Source organism: Algoriphagus marincola DSM 16067 (genome assembly GCF_000429405.1).
Taxonomy (GTDB): domain Bacteria; phylum Bacteroidota; class Bacteroidia; order Cytophagales; family Cyclobacteriaceae; genus Algoriphagus; species Algoriphagus marincola.
This window is the reverse complement of the sequence record NZ_AUBU01000022.1, coordinates 1-19,229: the sequence shown is the minus strand read 5'-3', so window position 1 is coordinate 19,229 and position 19,229 is coordinate 1. Positions and strand designations below refer to the sequence as shown.

Genomic DNA, 19,229 nt, shown 5'->3' with positions numbered 1-19,229 from the left:
GGGGAGAACCGTGATCCAATAGCCTTTCATGCTGTCAGCACTTGCAAAAAACTTTTCATATACTCACCTCTTTCCTTTTTTACAGGTCAATGGCGTAGATATGGAAAAGAAGCCAGGTTACTGATGTCTTGAATCCTAACACATTGCTTTTTCAAAAAGTGATCACCTCAAAAAATCCGACAAACCCCGTCAAAACCACCAATTCCCACTAAAATTACCCACTTTATGGTATTTTTTTCTTGGAATTATTCACTTTCTTGCAAATGAAGTCTTTAGGCAGAAATCAAAATGGAAGGAGTTTAAAGAAAAGGCTAATTATTAGTGATGATTTTAAAATCCAATAGAGGAGCTTTTTGTAGGCGATTTATTAGTACAGGTCTCCTAATTGTGGTTAAAAGAAAACATCTTTTCCAGCTAAAAGAAGAAATTAACCAGTACATATTGAATTAATAAAACAGAGAGAAGTCGCTTTGGATTTTAGTGACTTTTATAAATAAGAGCATTTTAAATTTTTGGTATGAAAGACTCCCAAATCACCATGTTCGAACATTCAGAGGTCAAAGTCAAGCTTTTGAATAAGTATATCCAGAAATATCTAAATATACTAAGTAGGGCTCAAGCCTTTGATAAGGTTCAACTTTTTGACTTGTTCTGCGGGGAAGGAATTTACCAAAACGGTGGGGAAGGAAGTCCGATTATTTTTATGAAAGCCATCAAGGACGTTTTCTTCCGAAACCAAGCTGAAGGCCAGAAAACGATCAAAGTAGATTGTGTTTTCAATGATAAAGAAAATAGCAAAACAGAAAAAGTGAAAGCCTATATTGAACAAAAAAAGCTTCACTATCCATTTCTGGGAGACCTTCGATTCAAGAACATGGATTATGTGGAAGCTCTTCCTCTGGTGGTAAGGCAGATTTCGATTACAAAAAATTCAAAATCTTTTGTCTTTATTGATCCCTATGGGTATAGGGAAGTAAGAGCATCACAAATCAAGTCCATTCTAGAAACTAAGAAGGCAGAAGTGCTACTTTTTCTTCCGACCCAACACATGTTTCGATTTGAGCGCAAAGGTGCCCCAAAAGCCCTGCATTCTTTTATAGAAGAGCTAATACCGCTGGACCAATGGCCCAACTCTCATACTGGAATAGATTTCATTGAAAACCTGAAATCAGCATTCCGGGACTTTTTAGGCAATGAATTTTTTGTGGATTCATTCATTATCACTCGCGAAAAAAATCAGTTTTTCTGCCTTTTCTTCTTTACCAGCCATATTTATGGGTTTGAAAAGATGCTGGAGTCAAAATGGGAAATTGATCATAATGAGGGTAGAGGCTGGAGCTATAAAAATCCGGAAGCACCAACGCTTTTTACAGCAAGCCCGTCGGATCGGCTTAATAAGCTAGAACAATTTTTTAGATCTTTTCTAAAAGAAAGCCGAACCAATGGAGAAATCTATGAGGCGACTTTACATCAGGGTTTTCGGCCTACACACGCAGTAGAAGTTCTTAAAGGCCTTTCCGCTCAAAATCAACTAATTGTGACACTATCTGACGGCCAAAAATGGAGAAAGGGCTCCTTTTACATCAATTATGACGATTATTGTAACAGGTCAAACAGAATTAATATCCAACTATCCTGATTCCCTATGGCACAAACCTCTATTGAATGGACCGAACTGACTTGGAACCCAGTCACGGGCTGCACTAAAATTTCCGCAGGCTGTAAGTTCTGCTATGCTGAAGTAATGACAAAACGGCTTCAAGCTATGGGAGTAGAAAAATACCAGGCCGGTTTCAAAAAAGTAAGAACCCATGAGGAAGCTTTGGCTATTCCATATACCTGGAAAAAGTCTAAAATCGTTTTTGTTAATTCTATGTCCGACTTGTTTCACAAGGATGTACCAATCGAATTTATCCAAAGAGTATTTCAGGTCATGAAGGATAATGGTCAACATGTCTTTCAGGTACTAACCAAGCGAGCTGATCGATTAGCAGAAATAAGTCATCTCCTACCCTGGTCACATAATATCTGGATGGGTGTATCGGTTGAGGATAATCGGGTTCTGGATAGAATAGACTTTCTTCGAAAAACGGGTGCCAGAGTCAAGTTTCTATCCTGCGAACCCCTTATTGGCCCATTACCTGAATTAAATCTCCAGGGTATAGATTGGGTCATTGTTGGTGGTGAAAGTGGCCATAAGCCTAGACCCATGGACCCTGATTGGGTATTGGATATTCAGGAACAATGCCAAAAAGCCAAAGTAGCCTTCTTCTTCAAACAATGGGGGGGAAAAAATAAAAAGAAAGCAGGCAGAGAGCTAAATGGACAGACTTATGATGAGATGCCGGAGGTTGAATTGAAGATGTATATTTAATGATCTAAATAATATAGTTCTCTCACAAATGATTGAAAATGGATAAGGATGATCACATATTTGCAGAATTTATTTTTCAGGCAATGAAGCAAAAGCCTAAAAATCTGGTGTCCACCGTGGCTCAATTCACCTATGATAACCACAAAAACTCTTCGATAAAAGAGCGGCTAAATTTTGACCCTATTTTTGAATATTTAGCTGGACTATCTTTAGTCACTTTGGAAAATGATACAATCGGTAGGGGTCGGCCTCAAGTTGTGGAGCTTACTTCTATAGGAGAGATGGTTGAATCAGTTGATGCGAGACTAAGAGAATTGCGTTACGAACAATACAACCAACGAAAAAGACAGGAAAGAGAAGATGCAAATCGGGCAACCGAAATTGAGTATTTTAAAAGGCAGAATTGGTTGGCGAAATACTGGTGGATGACCTCCTCTATTTCAGCAATTGTTGGAGCAATAATCGGAGCCTTGGTTCAAAAATTTATTTTCTGTTAAATGTTGATATGACTACTGAACTTATACTTAGCATACGTCCTTGGCTAAATACTTTCGAATCTTTACGGCCCCTACAAGGAGCAACCGCAATCATTGAAAAATTTCAAGCATACAAGCTTGATTTGACAAATATCTTGCATCATTTAAAGTTAAAGGAAGAAGATGTTGATTATGCAGATAGGACGCAAATAATAGAAGAGTGGATTTCTCTCAACCCTTTGTAGTTATTGAATAATTTTTGGTAGTAGCGTAATGCAACAATTCTGCATGAGCTAAAATCAGTTTTCGATCTAAATCACTTAGTTGATTGAATGAATCTCTGTGGCAGTGTCTAAATTTTTGCTTCCTCCCACAGAAGCAATCATGTGTTCTTCCTGGTTTGATATGAGTTAATGCCATCATTTTCATTAAGTGAATCATCTCACTTACAGATCCTCCCGTTTTGAAAGCCTCATCATAGAATTCGAAAACTCCTTGAATGCCGTGGGAATATTCTCCGTTTATATAATATCCTTCAACTCTTCGAAAGGCTTGATTAAAAAAATAGGGCAATACAAATTCATCAATAAATTGAACTAAAGTAATTCCTTTCTTGCAAGCAATACTTTCTTCAGGTGCTATCGCAACGCAACATGATTTTGTATCTTCATAGATGTGCCAATCGGCTATTTTTGGGATTTTTCCTCCGACCTCATATACCTTTGGGAATTGTAAAGGGTAACTATCTACATGGTGAATTTCAATTTCGAAAACTTCCCAAAATTTACCTTCTGCATCAATAATTTCGATTTCTCCTTCTATAGTTATTTTCCCTTCAGAGGTTAATACCCTACTTAGTTTTGGGTATTTTTCTATGGCAGGTCCGATATGGCTTTCGAAAATCTCTGAACTTTCCATCTTAGTAGCACCACGGTTTTCTAATTGAACCTCCAATTCCCAAGCTAACGGTAGCAGAATTTCCAATAATCTCATCTTTTGCTAAATGGCAAGGAAACCTGTCTCCTAAGCTTGTTTGCCAATATTTGCAGGCTAATTTATGATTGGGTTCTTCGAGTGCTTTTTTGGCGTTTTCGATAAAATATCCAAGGTACTTCATAAATGCCTCTTCATTTTTATATCCGTCAAATAGATTCTCTCCTTTTGGAGTGGTAGGTCGTTCACACTTAAATTCTTCCTGTAGAGAAGCTTGTATATTAATTAAGGTTTCCTTTAAAGAAATATCATCCCTGTGATGTGGATAATAATTGTTTGCTGCTAGAATGGTCATTATTAATCCACATGGCATTTCCTCCCTTCTCAGGTCTCCCCAGGCTTTTAAATATCTAACAATTCGACGAAGTTGGTGGTCATTTTTTCTTATATCAGAGGTCCATTGAACAAATTCATCAAATAACCTTGACTCCGTGATGAATCCCTTTTTAAATCCTGATTGGATTTTCTGTTCAAACCACTCAATAAATTCGATAGGGTGACTTAGAATCCACCCTCGATTCACATCTGCCAAATCTGGGCAATCAATATTGTCCGCATAGTAAATAGGAATATCTACATGAAACCCAATTTTGTATTGTACTCTTACGCAAGTCGATTTATCTATAACCTTTTCGATGTCATCGTGTCCACGATCAAGCGCAGATTTTATCCATTTATGAAATTCTGATGGAGTTGGCCTGCTTGACCTATTTAAACTACCTATAAAATACAATCCGTCATCAATGTCATAGTCACCTCTCATTGGAGCAATTATGGTGTCCATTACAAATGATCCTTGGCTCTGATGTTGAATTTCATGTTTTAGGCCCAGTTCTTTCGATACAATTATGTAGCCTTGTCTTAACCTAATTCGTAAATTGTTTCGAGCCTCTAATAGCTCTTTTCGTTTTTCATCAGATAACCTAATGATTCTATTGTATTCAGCGAATAATAAATTGCAGTTGGCCATAGTTTCAAATTTTATAGTTTTTTGTTTTCATGAAGAATGATCCTATTTCTGGATCTTTTTTTGCGATTTCACCTCTGTCATTTCCTTTTCCTTTGATGAAATGGATTGCATTATCTGTTGCTTTATCCAGTTGCACCAGATGTTGTTGTTCTGCTGATATGCTCTCGGAAGGTATCCGTACGTACCTCACTTTAATATGATTCATCTCGCAAAACTTTGACATTATGTAATTTGTAAACATGCTTTGACCAATTAGAGATGTCTCAAATAAGTCATCCTTCCATTTAATAAAGGGACGTTGTCTTTTCAGACCAATTGATTTTCCAGCAGTATTGTTAAGGCTGCTGACTGAAAGCACTTCAATAGAATCGAACTCTTTCCCGTCACCAACAAAGTATGTGAGAGCTTCAATAACCCCTACCATTGTTGGATTATTGGCCCAAACACCGCCGTCGATAAATTGCTTTTTGTCATAATATTCAATTTCTGCTAAAGGAAAATATGTCGGAGCTGCAGAAGTAGCGAGTGCGACATCAACACAAAATGCCTTATTATCCCTATCTAGTGGTACTTCTTTATGATCATATTTAAAGACCCAGGGGCGTGCATCTGTTATCGAATAGCTGGGGATACATAAAAGATTTTGGCAGTCACCAATTCTTTTGTCCTTAAAAATGGTTTTTAGTGCATTTCGGAGAGGCTTATCTGAGTATTTTCCTTGCCATAATGTTTGTCTTATTAGTCCTCCCAATTTGGTGCGGTGAGGAAAGATTTGATGGCCGTATTTTTCGTAAAACTTACAAACCTCGGAAGCAGGAATTTTTAATGAAAGAGCAAGGGCTATTAGACCGCCAGTAGATGTCCCACAGATCATATCAAAATGATCTGATGTTGAGCAGGAATACCTCTGTTCTAAATGCTCAAGAATTTTTGCAGAGTAGAGGCCTTTGATACCTCCTCCGTCTATCGACAAGATTTTAAATGGTTTAGACATAATAGTTGGTGGTTTTGAATTATTTTTCCTTTCTCACTTCTTTAAATGGTGTTCCATCTTTTTTCCCATCCATGAACTTTCCGGTCTCTGAGCTTCTTTTAGTCCAATGACCTGTTTTTGGATTTTGGACTTGGGACCTGCCTTTCAAGGCCCCTTTTCTTGCGTTATCGCCATATGGTTTGTTCGTTGCCATATTATAGCTATTTTTAATAGTTTCTAATTATTGAATAACCAAATACTGGGCTCTATAAACCAATGCTGATAGGAAGAAAAAATTTACAATCTGAATTGTATTTTTTTTTAAATCTTCAGCATCTATAAACGAAAGGTGGAATCAGCTACACACATCATATCTATGGAAGAGCTGCAGAAAGTGGCTCAAAAAGAGGACTGGAATCAGCTTTGGGTAATTCTTGTAGCTCATTGCATCAATAGGCTGATCAATAGGTATGGAATAAAAGGCAGCAAGGATGAACTGCTGAAGATTTCAGAAGAAAAACTTAGCGAGGTACTTTCCCTAGTATTGGTAGAAGGTACCAGAAATTGGAACACTGATGGATACAAAACTTTCAAGGATTTCTTAGTAAGTGTGATTGATAGCCATCTTAATAACTCCTTCAATAAGTTCAAATCTAAGGAAGAACCGACCGAAGAAATTTTTAACAGCTCTGAGGATGGAAGCCCAGAAGACATAATGGTTTATGAAGAGTTAAGACAAGGAGCCTACGCGTTTTTAGAAACTGAGGGATCATCCGATGAAGAGCTGATGATCTTTGAATGTATGGCCGATGGTGTTGTGAAACCTAAGGCAATTAGAGAGGATTTGGGAATCAGTGAATCAGATTTCCATAATGCTTGGAGACGTTTAAAACCACGATTATATAAGCTTAGACAGAAACTATTGACTAATGAATAGGAAGGAGAACACATCTATTTTCAAGAACTTCGATAAACTCTCTGCGAATGTAATTATCGAAGATTTTGATACTGCAAAAGAATTTTTGGCTGAGCTTAAGATTGATACTGATGAGCTTAGTCTTCAAGGTGATAATGAATTTAGAAAAGCGATTTTTTTGGCCAAAGCAAAGGCCAATCAGAGAGTTGACCAATCTCTTTTGAAGAAATTGAAAGACAAAATTAAGGAATCAACTGAACAGAATGCGATCCTGACCGGTAAGATTTTGAAAGATATTTTTTCAGAGAGAAAAGTGTCATTTCAATTCAGAAATCTTGAAAAATGGTCGGATGATGATTTAAGAGAGGTCTTAGGAGACATTGATCTTACTAAGCTCTTAGAAGATTTAGATAACATGGAAGATCAATAATGTCCTCTGGTCAAAAAGCGGCTAAGAAGTTTATGAGTGAACATGGATTATTTGATCTTTCAAATATTCCTATTGAACTTGTTGCTACTGGTTTGGGAGCAACTGTGATTGAAAAACCAATGTCTAGCGCTGATGGTAGAATTGTATTTGGCAATCGTAAAACGATAATTACCATCAATTCAGGGATAGAGTATGAAGGGAAACGTAGATTTACAATTGGACATGAAATTGGTCATCTACGAATGCATAAGGATCACTTTTTAATTCACAATGACAATGATGCCACTCTTGAGTACTTTAAATCTGGCCATCAGGAAACTGAGGCAAATGAATTTGCTTCTGAATTGTTAATGCCAGAGGCTTTATTTAGAAAAATATCTGATGAATATGAATTTGGGCCGGAGCTCCTTCGGTATTTGGCAGATTATTTTAAGACTAGTATTACGTCGGTGGCTTATCGATATTTTGAATACGGAAATCATCCAATTTGTTTGATTTATAGTTATGGTAATACCGTGAAATATTGGAAACGACCAGACCCATATGATCATTTCATTAAAGATAGAAATGGTCTATCGACACCTGATGATTCAGTAGCATCTGAATTTTTCAAGGAGGGGAAAATCTATTCAAAAAAGGAAAGTAAACAGAAGGTTTGGAAGTCTACGTGGTTTGAGCTTAAACCCTGGGAAAATGATAAATATTTCAATTTTTACGAATATTGCATTGTTACACCAAAGTATGATACAGTTTTAAGTGTTGTTTGGGAAGAATAAATTATTAATAAGTGTGGTATTGCAGAAAGAGCAAAGCGAATAGGTGTTTGTAAAAAGATAATCAAGTCAAACTAACCGATCATCAAACCACATTCTCACACCTTACTTATCACATACCTCTGCCACGGACTATTCCAATTTTTTGATTTTGTAATAATTCAGGAATCCTACTTAGATTGGGTATTCCTATATTATTAATTAGTTAGATTTTTTTAAAATCAATTTCATAGTCGATATCAAGAATTTCCTTGGGATGTACTCCGTATGCTTTTGCTAATTCGATAATAGTTAAGAATCGTAAATCCACACCCTTCTCATACTTTTTGATATCAGCGTGATCTAAATTGCATCTTTGAGCTAATTTCCTATAGCTCAGATTGCTTTCGGTTTTTAATTCTTTTAATTTTTGACCAAGCTTGTTTATCAATTCTTCTTTTTTTTCCAATTCCATTGAAAATTTAGTTTATGAAATTGAAAATCATTGAAAAGTCTGTAAAAATTGTTGGCTAATTAACCAACAAGCATCATTTTTTCATATATTTATAATCGGATTTCGAATGAGAAATCTCAATATTTGTGGAATATCTAATTCCATTAGTATTCGCACTTGAGTCTCGAAACTGAAAACGGCCAATTTTCAATTAAAGAAATGAGACAAAGGTGAGAATGCTCACGCCATTGGCGTGGGCTACTCGCTTGCTCATTTCTAGGGTGCTTGGCCGTACCTCAGTTTCTGCAAGAAAGAGGGCCCACTCCAATGGCTTTTTTTCTTGGGGACTATTAATTATAAACCCAAGTATCATGGAACAGGCCTTGATTTTTTCTGGATTGACTTATTTCCCGGGATGGATATTTCGGAGGGGATTGCTGGATGGAATCTATAACACTTGGGAGTTTTCAGAATCAGTATTGGGAATCAGCCCTTTTGAGCGGCTCTTTCCCCGTAAGCCCAAACAGCCTATTTAAAACCTATTTTTATTCTCCCTGATTGCTTCCCAAGGGGCTTGTATTACCCAAAGGGATTACCGCTAATGATCAGAGAGTGACGTTTCCAGAAGGAGCTGATCGACTGCAGCGTATCATTTTCCTTCGATTCTAATCTATTTCTAAAACATTGATTGCTTGACTTATATGGAGTCAGGTTGGGAGACTATTGGCTAATCTCTATTGAAACACGGTAGAAATACAATGGAAATATAGCCCGCAAGCGGGCTGAAATACTTGATTTGGAAACGGAATCTAGTATCTCACCGACCATAGGGAGGTGTATCTCACGAAGTGTATTTCGCTGAAAGCGTATTTCATCTAAGGTACTTTTCCTCCTTCATCCCAAGCAATCATCAAACATTTTAAAGCATGAAAAAAATTCTACAATCATGCTTCCTGGAATTGCTATGCCTTTTCCGGAAAGCTAAAAAATCAATTAGAAGTCAGCTCCATCCAATAAGCATGCAATATTTCCATGTAGGTGGGTGGCTTATCTCGCTCCGAGGAACGAGGAGCATATCTCACGCCGATAGGCGGGTATTTTGCGACCAAAGGGAGTGTATTTCTTCCATTATTCCAGATATCCGATTAAAACTTATAGCACTATGCTTCCTACTATTCTTGGGATATTCTCCATTATCAATGAGTCAAGTTGCTGATTCACCCCCGGGAATCGATTTAGTTAGTGTCGATTCCCAATCCCCCGGGCGGGAGGAGTACAGCACTCCCGCCCATCCTTTGGAGCTGGGCCTTTGGATAGCTGGTCTTGATCAGGAGGATAGTTTTGATTCTTTGGCTTCCTCTTCATCCTATTCAATTGCCAGCTTGGAAATCGATGGGGGGCCGGTCTTGTCTAGACAGTCTGAGGCCTCTATACTGAAAAGGGATGGAAAGCTTCTTGGCTTAGGTGAATATCCTAATCAGAACACAGTCCTGATCTATGGTGAGCTGATCAATCCGGATTCCTTGGGGCCATTGTCTTTCCAAGTGACTCCGCATTACTTCAGTAAAAAGAGCCGTTTTATGGATTTCTCCCTCGATGTTCAATTAGATGAAGGGACTTTTTTTGATGGCGTATTGGATCCTAGGGTCCGTAAGTTTTCTCAAGTTATTGATTCCATAGATGAGACTGGACTCTTTACCTTGGCTTTGGGAGATCGGGAAATTCTTGCCGAATACTTTTTACGTCCTGGTGATAGCTTGAAAATCGGATTGGATCTTATGGAGTCTTCAGTGGTATTTGGAGGCCCGGATGCGGCTTTTTATGAAGTACAATACTTACTGAATCGAGCCAAAAAGGAAGAAAAGCTAAATGAGCCTAGAAAGCTCATGATAGGATCGGCCAACTCTCTTTTGGCTGATTCTACAAATGACTCGCTCTGGAAAGCAGCCAATAAAATCTTCGGGTCGCGGCTTGATTTTCAAGTTTTTGGAAAAGAAAGCCTGGAAGAGGTGCTGAATGGTCTGCTACTTGGTTCCAAACATCTTCAAAAGCAATTGGGAATTCTGGATTCATTTCAGGAAGAACTCGATCCAGAATCCTACGACTTGCTGAAATTGGAAGTATATGCCAAGCACTATGGCCCCCTTGTCTCTACTCTATATCGATTTTATTACAATGAATTGCCAATATTCCTTAGCCCGGATGAAGTGCAAGAATATAAAGCGAAAACAGAAGCTATTCTGATGGAAATGAGTGAGGAGGAGTTCCGAATGGATTCCAAGCTGATTTCTCCAGCCTATCTGGATTTGCAGCTAGATCGCTTGACGCTTTTGGCTTTAATTAAAGGGGTTGATTTTGGGTATTTGGTGGAGGAAAACTTTGATGGGCCTTTAAAAGATAGAATTCTAGCAGGGTTTCTTTCAGCCAATAGTAAGCGCTATCCCGATCCGGAAAGAGTATTGGAAAGTTTAGGCTCTGGAATTAGCCATTCACCTTGGAAAGAACGGGTGAAATCTCTGGAAAACTCAGTTGCATTGGGTTTGGATATGATAAGTCTAGAGGGGGTTGATCCTGAAGGTAAGGCCTGGAGCTCGATGAATTCTTTTCAGAATCCACGCTTGTATTATTTCTACTTTTCCACCTGTCCGCATAGTGCACATTATTTTGAGGACTATCTCTTTCCTTTTTGGAAGGAAGAGGGAAATGCTATGGGATTGGATTTGATTGCGGTTTCCATCGATCAGGACCAAAGTCTCTGGATTGAAAATCTTCCGCTTTTTTCCAGTACGGAGATTCCCAACTACCGTCTTTCGGCTGCATCCAAATCACAATTCTCTTCCTTTTACGAGGTTTCCGGCTATCCCTTTACCCTTTTGGTTGATTCTGATGGAAAAGTCAGATCCTTTAAAATTCCTGCATCAAACTATCTGGATTTTGAATCTAAAATGATCGCATTACTGGAAGTCATTACAGCGAAGGAGAGGATCACTGGGGTTGAGGTCGAAGCGGAAGAAGATTCCGATGGAAGGATGGAGTAGAGCCAAATTTTTTGGTCAAAAAATTAATGTAAAATCTTAATCTAATTAATCATGAAAAAATACTTATTGATTGGCTGTTTTTTCTTCTTTTTCGGAAGTATTACAGCACAAGAAGTTGCGGTGAGGGGAGAGGTATTGGACCGAACTGACCTTACTCCGCTACCAGGTGTAAATGTGGTATTAAAAGGAAGCAGTCTGGGTACTGTCACCGATGAGAACGGAGCTTTCCAGCTTTTTATTCCCCAGACAAACTCGGGCATATTGGTTTTCAGTTTTATAGGTTATGCAAGTGAGGAACTCATTATTTCATCTGATCAAAAAGAGGATATAAAGGTCCTTTTGAAAGCTGATGAATTGGGGCTGGAGGAGGTGACCATTTTGTCAACAGGTTTTCAGGAACTACCGGCGGAGCGGGTGACCGGCTCTTTTGCCCAATTGGATCAGGAATTGGTAGACCGAAGAATCAGTACCAATATCATTGATAGATTGGAAGACCTGACTCCCGGATTGATTTTTAACAGGGACCGACCGGATCTGGACTATGGAGAGGATATTTCTATCCGTGGCACAGGAACGATCCGTTCGGATAGCCAGCCTTTAATCGTAATTGACAATCTGCCCTATGATGGTCCACTTTCCAATATCAATCCCAACGATGTGGAAAGTATTACTGTGCTTCGGGATGCAGCAGCAGCATCTATCTGGGGAGCTAGAGCCGGAAACGGGGTAATTGTGATCAGAACCAAAAATGGAAGCTTTGATCAGCCTGTTCGGATAAGTCTCACTTCCAACTTGACCGTTGGGGAAGCTCCTGACCCTTTTTATTTACCTAAAATGACTATTTCTGATTTGGTGAATAAAGAAGTTGAATTATTTGAATCTGGTGCCCTTGACGGTACGATTGATTCTTTCTTCAAGTCTCCTGTATCTCCTGTAGTGGAGACTCTTTATGCATTTTCACAGGGTCAGATTAGCGAATCCGAGCGAGATGCCCGATTGGCTGGATTTCGGACTTCTGACTTTAGAAGTGATTTGGAGCGTTATATCAACCGTCCATCTGTTTTTCAGCAATATGCGCTCAATTTGAACGGAGGCGGGCAAAAGCACTCATATTTGTTTTCCTTGGGATGGGATCAGAACAGGCAGAATCAGGTCAGTCGAAATGATTCCAGGATTACTCTGAACTCGGTCCAGCGTTTTCGCCTAGCTAAGGATAAACTGAATATCTCATTGGGCACCTATCTTACTTTGAATAGATCGGAAAATGGCTTGCCTGATCTTGGTAACAGCTATGCCTATGAGCGGTTGGCTGATGATGAGGGAAATCCTGCTTTGGTTTATCGGGGATATCACCAACGATTTAAGGAATCTACCAGAGGAACGGGATTATTAAACTGGGATTATTTTCCGCTGCAGGAGATAGGTATGAGTCCAAGATTTAGTAACTCAGAGGATCTGCGTTTGACTGCAAATATCGATTATCAGGTTTTGCAAGGATTGAGTTTGAAGCTCAATTATCAATATTGGACCAATAATCAGCGTAATGAGCAGCTTCAACCTGAATCTGCCTATTTTACTCGGGACCTGATCAATAATTTTACAGAAATAGGAGCAGATGGTATTTTGACCAGGAATGTTCCACAAGGCGGAATATTCGATTTTTCTTCCCGAAAATCCTTCAGCCACAGCTTAAGAGCTCAGGGTGATTATGAAAAACGTTGGGATGCTCATCAATTGAATATCTTACTAGGATCTGAAATCAGGGATATTCAAAGCGACGGAATGGGAGGAAGAGCCTATGGTTACAATGAGTTGAATGCTACATCCCAACCTGTGGACTACCTTTCGTTTTTTACGCAGTATGCGATTGGTTTTCCTGGGAATATTCCATTTGTGGAGGATTTTAGCGGCACTATCAACCGTTTTGTGTCAGGCTTTGGTAATGCAGGATATTCCTTTAAGGATCGATATTTGTTAACTGCCAGTGCTCGGGTGGATGCTTCAAATATTTTTGGGGTGAACACCAATCAGAGGGCTGTGCCGCTATGGTCGGCAGGACTGGGTTGGATTCTTTCCGAAGAGCGTTTCCTATCATGGGACTGGGTTGATTTCTTGAAACTTCGCCTGAGTTATGGATTCAATGGCAATACCAACCCGAATGCCACTGCTTTTACTACAGCCTCGTATTTTGGGGCAGGAGCAAACCCTTTGATCAATGCACCTTTTTTAGGGATTCTGAGCCCTCCCAATCCTGAATTAAGGTGGGAGCGGATAAAGATTACCAATTTCGGCTTGGATTATGAATTGGGAAAAGGTCGTTTTAGTGGTTATCTCGAATATTATCGTAAAAGTGGCTTGGATTTATTGGGAGAGCAGCCTCTTTTTGCCTCCTCTGGTGTAGGCACGGCAACCATTAACTATGCCAGTACCCAAACACGCGGGATTGATTGGGTATTAAATACAGAGATCCTAAGAGGACCTGTACGCTGGACTAATAATTTTTTCCTGAGTTGGGTGCAGGAGGAGGTTACTGACTTTGAAAATGATCCTACGGTAGCTCAAATCCTGAATTCACAGGCTGGAAGCCCTGTACCGGTAATCGGAAGACCGTTGTTTTACACGTATAGTCTTCCATGGGGTGGCTTGGATCCGGATACAGGAGATCCACGAGGTATTTTAAATGGTGAGCCTAGCGCTGATTATAACAGCATATTAAACGAAAGTTCTTTAGAGGATATAATTTATCACGGTTCATCTAGACCCACAGTCTTTGGTTCTTTTAGGAATACTGTTTCATGGAAGGGCTTTATGCTTTCTGCCAATATAACCTATCGAATGGGATACTTTTTCCGAAGACAGACCATAAATTATGATAATCTGAATAGAGGAGAATTCGAGCATGGGGATTATTCCCGAAGATGGCAGGAGCCTGGGGATGAGTTAGTAACTGATATCCCCTCTGATCCCGGGAGTATCAATGCAAGCAGAAACCAATTTTTGTTTCGTAGCGAATCACTCGTAGAGAAAGGTGATCATATTCGCCTACAGGATATACGCCTTTCCTACCGATTCGGGGAGTTATTTCCATCATGGCTGAGTGAAACAGAAGTCTATTTCTATGCAAATAATCTTGGTCTGATCTGGAAAGCAAGCCAGGAAGAACTGGATCCTGATTTCCGCTTTTCCCAAAACCTACGAACCCTATCCATGGGCTTAAAAATGAATTTCTAAACCAGGTTCAAAGGGTAAAAGGTGAGCAGATATAAACCCAAATATTCATCCTCATAAGGTAGGGAATTCCCTGACTGTTTCTCCCGGCGGTAGATTATGGTTGGTTAGGCCGCCACCCTTTGAATTTTAATCAATTATCAAAAATGAAAAAGCAATTAATAACACTATTGGTTTTACTGGGAGTATTTAGCTCCTGTGAGACGTTTTTATCTGAAAAACCATCCAAGAATTTGGTTGTTCCACAATCTTTGGATGATTTTCAGGCCTTGTTGGATGCCAGATTGAGAGGAATGAATACCTCTGGCTTTTATGGGCTTTTGAGTTCCGATGATGTCTATCTTGGTCCTGGGGCTATTAATCGATTGCAACCCCATCAGCTTGCAGCATACTTTTGGGAAGAGGAGTTTCACCTTCCCGGAGAGTTTGATCCAAACTGGTCCAGAATATATCAGAAAATCTTCTATGCTAATGTGGTGTTGGATGGTTTGTTAGATTATAGTCCAAGCTCAGAAGCAGAGGAAGGGAGAAAAAATGAGTTGGAGGCAGCGGCGAAATTTTATCGAGCCTTTGGGCATTTTGAAATTCTAACCCTTTTTGCTCCACAGTACCTACCTGAAGGAGGCGACCAGTTGGGTATTCCTTTGAGGACGAGCTCTGATGTGAATATCAGAACAGACCGATCTACCCTAGAAGAAGCCTATCAGCTGGTACTTCAGGATTTGGAAGAAGCTTTTGAGGCACTTCCAGCTATCGCAAGTATTCCAACCAGGCCATCTCAGTGGGCAGTGCATGCTTTATTAAGTAGAGTTTATATGACTCGTCAGGAATATCGAAATGCGATGGAGCATGCAGAAAAGGCTCTGGCTATCCGGGATGAATTGATGGATTTCAATGAGAATGATTTAAGCTTGCCTTACTCTTTCGAGATATTCAATCCAGAGGTGATTTTCTATTCTGAAATGATTACGAATCGCTATGCCACGAATCGGGAGACCTACATCAATCCAGACTTGGTTGAGCTGTATGAGCAGGGTGATTTGCGAGTTCCTCTGTTTTTTCGGGTGGCTCGAGTAGATAGTCTTTACAATATGAGAGGGCATTACACAGGAGACTTTTATCCTTTCGGAGGCTTGGCAGTCGATGAAGTGTGGTTGGATTTTGCAGAATCATCCTTTCGGGTTGGAGAGATTGAAAAGGCGAGAATGGCACTAGATACCTTGCGGGAAAATAGGATATCGGCTTCGGAATTCTTGCCTTTTGAAGGTTCAGATCAAGAACTGTTTCAACAAATTCTTTTGGAGAGACGGAAAGAGTTGGTCTTTCGGGGAGTTCGTTGGTTAGATTTGAAAAGATTGAATACGGAATCTGAATTGGCCCTTACTTTAAACAGGAGATTTAATATGTCTGAGGCTATCCTGCCTCCAAATGATCCAAGATATGTTATTCCCATACCCCCCGATGAAATAGATCTTAATCCCATGGTTCAAAACCCGAGGTAATAAAAGGGAGGCCCCTCTCAAAGAGAAGGGCCTCCACCTGATTAAGGTTGAACTTGAGGAAGAGCTCCGTTTTTAATGAATTCTCCCGAAGTTTTCATTGCCGAGGTCGAACTAGGTAAGACTCGGGTACAAACGTCCTGTACATCATCACACTCATAGGTATTTGGTCCCGGTGTAACATTTGACAGGTCGTACCAGATAGCTGGATTATCAGGATCCTGAGCAAACTCTGGATCCAAGTCACCTGCTTGGCTTATAGCCAAACCTGCCCCCAGCACCAATGCCAGTGCCGGAAGCAGTTTTCTTAATTTATTCATAGTTGTGGGCCCTTTTTTAACCAATCAAAAAGGGACAAAACGTTTCGGTTGTTTGCCTACTCTGATGAGGGTTTTCGGCTTCTCCCTATCTGCTCATCGGTATTGGTCTGCTTCTCACCCAGGCCATCGAGAAGAATGAGCGCTTATTGATTTCTTGAGACTTGACTGTTTCTATCGAAATGAAAGTCTTTTTCCGGCTCCGAATGTCACCTTCGGAGGCTGTGGGGTAGCTGTCGCAGCAGCTACCCCTAAAATTTTTAGTTTTATTCTTTCGGATTGTTTTTTTAGTTTGATATTTTTCTTAACTTAAGATTACTTTCATTAACTCAATGGTAAAAAGGCTTGAGCCTAGTTGCTTAACACCTAAAGAAGTCAGATTTTTTCTGGCTTCTTTTTCTTTGATTCTATCCATAATCCTCCAATGGCAAGGATGATTAAACTCAGGTTTAGGATCATATGTGAACCCCATCCCATGGAATCCAGAAGTCCGGCACAGTTGCAGGGAACTCTGGGAAATGCACCTACCCAGATCAGTCCCACATAGCTAAGGAATACCGTCAGCAAGAGCAGGCTTCCCAAATAGCCCCACCAGCGGCTGATGCTCCATACCAGCAGGATGGCCAAGAGTATCTCGGCAATGGGTATGGCGTAGCTTAAGATTTCTGCAAGCTCGGGCGGAAAGGTCTGATTGTGAAAGGCTTTTCGACTCTGCTTAAATCGGATCAATTTGTCCAGGCCGGTATAAGTCCAAAGAAAGGCTAGGAGGTAGGAGGGAAGTAGTTTGATGAGGCTAGGATTTTCCATTTCATTGATGATTTGCGGAAAATCTAGCAAAAAGGGAAATGAAAAATACCCCACTGGGGTAATGGTGACTTTTTTTGCGACAATGTCGGTATTTTGGCCTTTTTGCTATAGTTTTTTGATTAATTGTTTGGTTTTTAGGGATTTGACTTCTAAAATCAATCATGCAATAAATGAAAACCCGAGACTATTTAGTCTTGATAGGCTTTGTTTTGGGTATTTCAGTTGAGTTTGGAAAAGGGGGGAATTCACGCTGTACACGGGGATATGTCCTTTCCTAGGTACCTTTTTGAAAGGGTAGGTGATCTGTAGTTCTTTTTTACATCTAACTTATTAATCTATGGAAACTATTTCATGGAAACCTGTTCAACTCCGGGTCTTATTGGGCTTGGAGGGAAAGGCGGATATTTCTGCTTTTCAAAAACTGGGGGAGTATTTGACGCTCTCAGAATTACCTGAAAAATCTGTAATCCGACATGCGGGGGAAGTTGAAACACAGTCTCATGTCCTGATAGATGGCCTGGTGGGAATGTATCAAAGTCAAAAACTGGTGCGTATGTTTTTTCCCGGGGATATGTTTTTGGATTATGAGTCTTATCAATTGCAGGTTCCGAGTCGATTTGAGTTTCGGGCTTTGTATGGTTCCGTTTTTACCAATTTGGATTTTGAGCAAGCAGAATTGGTCTTGAAAGAAATCCCGCAAATGAAATCAGTCTCGGAGAACCTGATCAAAAGGGTTCGGCATGCCAATGAGCAGTGGATCGCTTTTACCCAACTGCATCATTTGGAAAAGTTAAAGCAGCTAGAAGCCAAGAACCCGAAAATATTATTTGATCTAAAAGATCTGGATCTGGCCAATGTGTTGGGAACGAGTGATCGGACTGTTCAACGAATCCGAAAAAAGCGGAAGGAGGAAGAAAGTATATCTGGTAATTTGAAGGAGCGGCTTCAGGTAGAGTTAAAATATCCTTTTGGCGCTGAGATTCATCCTCTTCATAAATCCATTATTAGTCAAACGATCACTTGGGCAACGGTCTTTCATAATTTGTTGAGAGGTTCGGAAGAGTTAAAGGTTTTTCAGACTCAAAAACTGGGGCTCTTATCCTGCTATCTGTATCCTGAGACCGAATTGGATACCGCTGTTTGGATCGCCAAACTCTATACTTGGCTCTTTTATCTGGATGATATGACTGATCATATCCCGAAAGGACAGAAAAGTCAGTTTTGGAATTGGGTGACTCAGGGGATGGATCGGGAAAACCTGCTGTTGGAATTGCATACCCTTCCCGGGAGAGTGTGGGAGTTGATCAGGATTTGGTATGAGCTGCGAAAGGAATTGGAGTCTTTGGAAAATATGTCTGCTTCCAAGATTGCATTGGTGGAGCAGGAGGTGGGGGCTTTTATTCAATACAATTTCAAAGAGGCCCGCATGAAGGATGCCGGTGAAATCCCCGAACCTTCAGAATTTATCAGGGATAAGCCTTTTTTCTCAGGGGCCAGTTTGGCAGTCAATTTTACCTGTTTGGATATGGATGAAAGCTTTGAGAGCGAGTCTGAGGAATGGAATAAATCCCAAGAAATTCGGGAGTTGGGTGCCAAATTAATTTTTCTAAGCAATGATCTGATCTCTTTTCGGAAGGAAAGAAAGAAAGGTGATACGATGAATTACCTGTCGATTTTGATGCGGAAAAACTCCTGGACCTATAGAAAGGCTGAGTCTGCCGTATTAAAGGAATTTCAAGAAACGCTGGATGAATTCTTACAATTGGACCGAAAGATTCGATCGGATTTTGATCCGGGAAATCTCTCCTTGCTGCACTGTCTGAAACAAATAAAATATAAAGTGGCCGGTTCCAACCACTGGTCCTTTCATGTCACGACCCGCTATGAATAAAAAAAGCATTAAACTAAACCAACTACACTATGAGCATTTTAAACTATTCAGAGCAGGTTTTGACCAACCTGCGAAAGGATCTTGGTATCCTGATGTTGGACGGGGATAATA

Annotated in this window: 18 protein-coding genes; 11 read left to right on the top strand and 7 right to left on the bottom strand. The window is 40.0% G+C overall.

The window, feature by feature from the left end; genetic code table 11:
- Nucleotides 1-517: 517 nt before the first annotated feature.
- Genes tcmP through G457_RS0114325 form a run of 3 tightly spaced genes read left to right on the top strand, consistent with a single transcriptional unit; the run spans nt 518 to nt 2,871 of the window.
- Nucleotides 518-1,639: a three-Cys-motif partner protein TcmP gene (gene tcmP / locus G457_RS0114335; RefSeq protein WP_026947092.1), complete on the top strand. Its 1,122-nt coding sequence runs from the start codon at nt 518-520 to the stop codon at nt 1,637-1,639.
- Nucleotides 1,640-1,645: 6 nt separating this feature from the next.
- Entirely contained in the window at nt 1,646-2,374 is a 729-nt protein-coding gene (locus G457_RS0114330; protein ID WP_026947091.1) for a DUF5131 family protein, read from the top strand.
- Between the two features lie 38 nt (nt 2,375-2,412).
- Nucleotides 2,413-2,871 (top strand): hypothetical protein, encoded by a 459-nt coding sequence (locus G457_RS0114325; RefSeq protein WP_155847168.1) that lies wholly within the window; start codon nt 2,413-2,415, stop codon nt 2,869-2,871.
- Nucleotides 2,872-3,081: 210 nt separating this feature from the next.
- Here G457_RS0114325 and G457_RS0114315 read toward each other — a convergent pair whose 3' ends face one another.
- From G457_RS0114315 to G457_RS22985, 4 genes are read right to left on the bottom strand one after another with little or no spacing between them, the layout of a single operon-like run.
- A complete protein-coding gene (locus G457_RS0114315) occupies nt 3,082-3,768 on the bottom strand; it encodes a hypothetical protein (protein ID WP_035484014.1) in 687 nt (228 codons plus the stop codon).
- A gap of 1 nt (nt 3,769) precedes the next feature.
- Complete coding sequence (locus G457_RS22295; RefSeq protein ID WP_026947087.1) at nt 3,770-4,813, bottom strand: nucleotidyltransferase domain-containing protein; 1,044 nt, start codon at nt 4,811-4,813, stop codon at nt 3,770-3,772.
- Nucleotides 4,814-4,817: 4 nt separating this feature from the next.
- Nucleotides 4,818-5,807, bottom strand: coding sequence for a CBASS cGAMP-activated phospholipase (locus G457_RS0114305; protein ID WP_026947086.1), 990 nt, complete (start codon nt 5,805-5,807; stop codon nt 4,818-4,820).
- A 19-nt stretch (nt 5,808-5,826) separates the two neighbouring features.
- Nucleotides 5,827-6,000, bottom strand: a complete 174-nt coding sequence (locus G457_RS22985) for a hypothetical protein (RefSeq protein ID WP_169719748.1) — start codon at nt 5,998-6,000, stop codon at nt 5,827-5,829.
- Between the two features lie 162 nt (nt 6,001-6,162).
- Between G457_RS22985 and G457_RS0114295 the strand changes: the two genes are divergently transcribed.
- Genes G457_RS0114295 through G457_RS22290 form a run of 3 tightly spaced genes read left to right on the top strand, consistent with a single transcriptional unit; the run spans nt 6,163 to nt 7,908 of the window.
- Nucleotides 6,163-6,723, top strand: coding sequence for a hypothetical protein (locus G457_RS0114295; protein WP_155847167.1), 561 nt, complete (start codon nt 6,163-6,165; stop codon nt 6,721-6,723).
- Complete coding sequence (locus tag G457_RS0114290) at nt 6,716-7,132, top strand: hypothetical protein (protein WP_026947084.1); 417 nt, start codon at nt 6,716-6,718, stop codon at nt 7,130-7,132. The genes G457_RS0114295 and G457_RS0114290 overlap by 8 nt, the downstream gene beginning before the upstream one ends.
- On the top strand, nt 7,132-7,908 hold the full coding sequence (locus G457_RS22290; protein WP_026947083.1) for an ImmA/IrrE family metallo-endopeptidase: 777 nt from the start codon (nt 7,132-7,134) through the stop codon (nt 7,906-7,908). The genes G457_RS0114290 and G457_RS22290 overlap by 1 nt, the downstream gene beginning before the upstream one ends.
- A 202-nt stretch (nt 7,909-8,110) precedes the next feature.
- Here the strand turns inward: G457_RS22290 and G457_RS0114280 are convergent, their stop codons facing one another.
- Nucleotides 8,111-8,359: a helix-turn-helix domain-containing protein gene (locus G457_RS0114280; protein WP_026947082.1), complete on the bottom strand. Its 249-nt coding sequence runs from the start codon at nt 8,357-8,359 to the stop codon at nt 8,111-8,113.
- Between the two features lie 350 nt (nt 8,360-8,709).
- Here G457_RS0114280 and G457_RS22820 point away from each other — a divergent pair, with 350 nt between their 5' ends.
- The 4 genes from G457_RS22820 to G457_RS0114260 all read left to right on the top strand — a co-directional run bounded on the left by G457_RS22820 (nt 8,710) and on the right by G457_RS0114260 (nt 16,106).
- Nucleotides 8,710-8,874 (top strand): hypothetical protein, encoded by a 165-nt coding sequence (locus G457_RS22820; protein WP_155847166.1) that lies wholly within the window; start codon nt 8,710-8,712, stop codon nt 8,872-8,874.
- Nucleotides 8,875-9,537: 663 nt separating this feature from the next.
- Nucleotides 9,538-11,376 (top strand): TlpA family protein disulfide reductase, encoded by a 1,839-nt coding sequence (locus G457_RS0114270; RefSeq protein ID WP_026947080.1) that lies wholly within the window; start codon nt 9,538-9,540, stop codon nt 11,374-11,376.
- Between the two features lie 51 nt (nt 11,377-11,427).
- Nucleotides 11,428-14,607: a SusC/RagA family TonB-linked outer membrane protein gene (locus tag G457_RS0114265; RefSeq protein WP_026947079.1), complete on the top strand. Its 3,180-nt coding sequence runs from the start codon at nt 11,428-11,430 to the stop codon at nt 14,605-14,607.
- A gap of 143 nt (nt 14,608-14,750) precedes the next feature.
- Nucleotides 14,751-16,106, top strand: coding sequence for a RagB/SusD family nutrient uptake outer membrane protein (locus G457_RS0114260; protein WP_026947078.1), 1,356 nt, complete (start codon nt 14,751-14,753; stop codon nt 16,104-16,106).
- 41 nt (nt 16,107-16,147) lie between these two features.
- On the opposite strand, the gene G457_RS0114255 is transcribed toward G457_RS0114260, so the two are convergent.
- Nucleotides 16,148-16,423 carry a hypothetical protein gene (locus tag G457_RS0114255; protein ID WP_026947077.1) on the bottom strand — a complete coding sequence of 92 codons (276 nt, stop codon included), beginning with the start codon at nt 16,421-16,423 and terminating at the stop codon, nt 16,148-16,150.
- 372 nt (nt 16,424-16,795) lie between these two features.
- Nucleotides 16,796-17,227, bottom strand: coding sequence for a MauE/DoxX family redox-associated membrane protein (locus tag G457_RS0114250; protein WP_155847165.1), 432 nt, complete (start codon nt 17,225-17,227; stop codon nt 16,796-16,798).
- A gap of 337 nt (nt 17,228-17,564) precedes the next feature.
- Between G457_RS0114250 and G457_RS0114245 the strand changes: the two genes are divergently transcribed.
- Nucleotides 17,565-19,118 (top strand): terpene synthase family protein, encoded by a 1,554-nt coding sequence (locus G457_RS0114245; protein ID WP_026947075.1) that lies wholly within the window; start codon nt 17,565-17,567, stop codon nt 19,116-19,118.
- Nucleotides 19,119-19,229 lie beyond the last annotated feature (111 nt).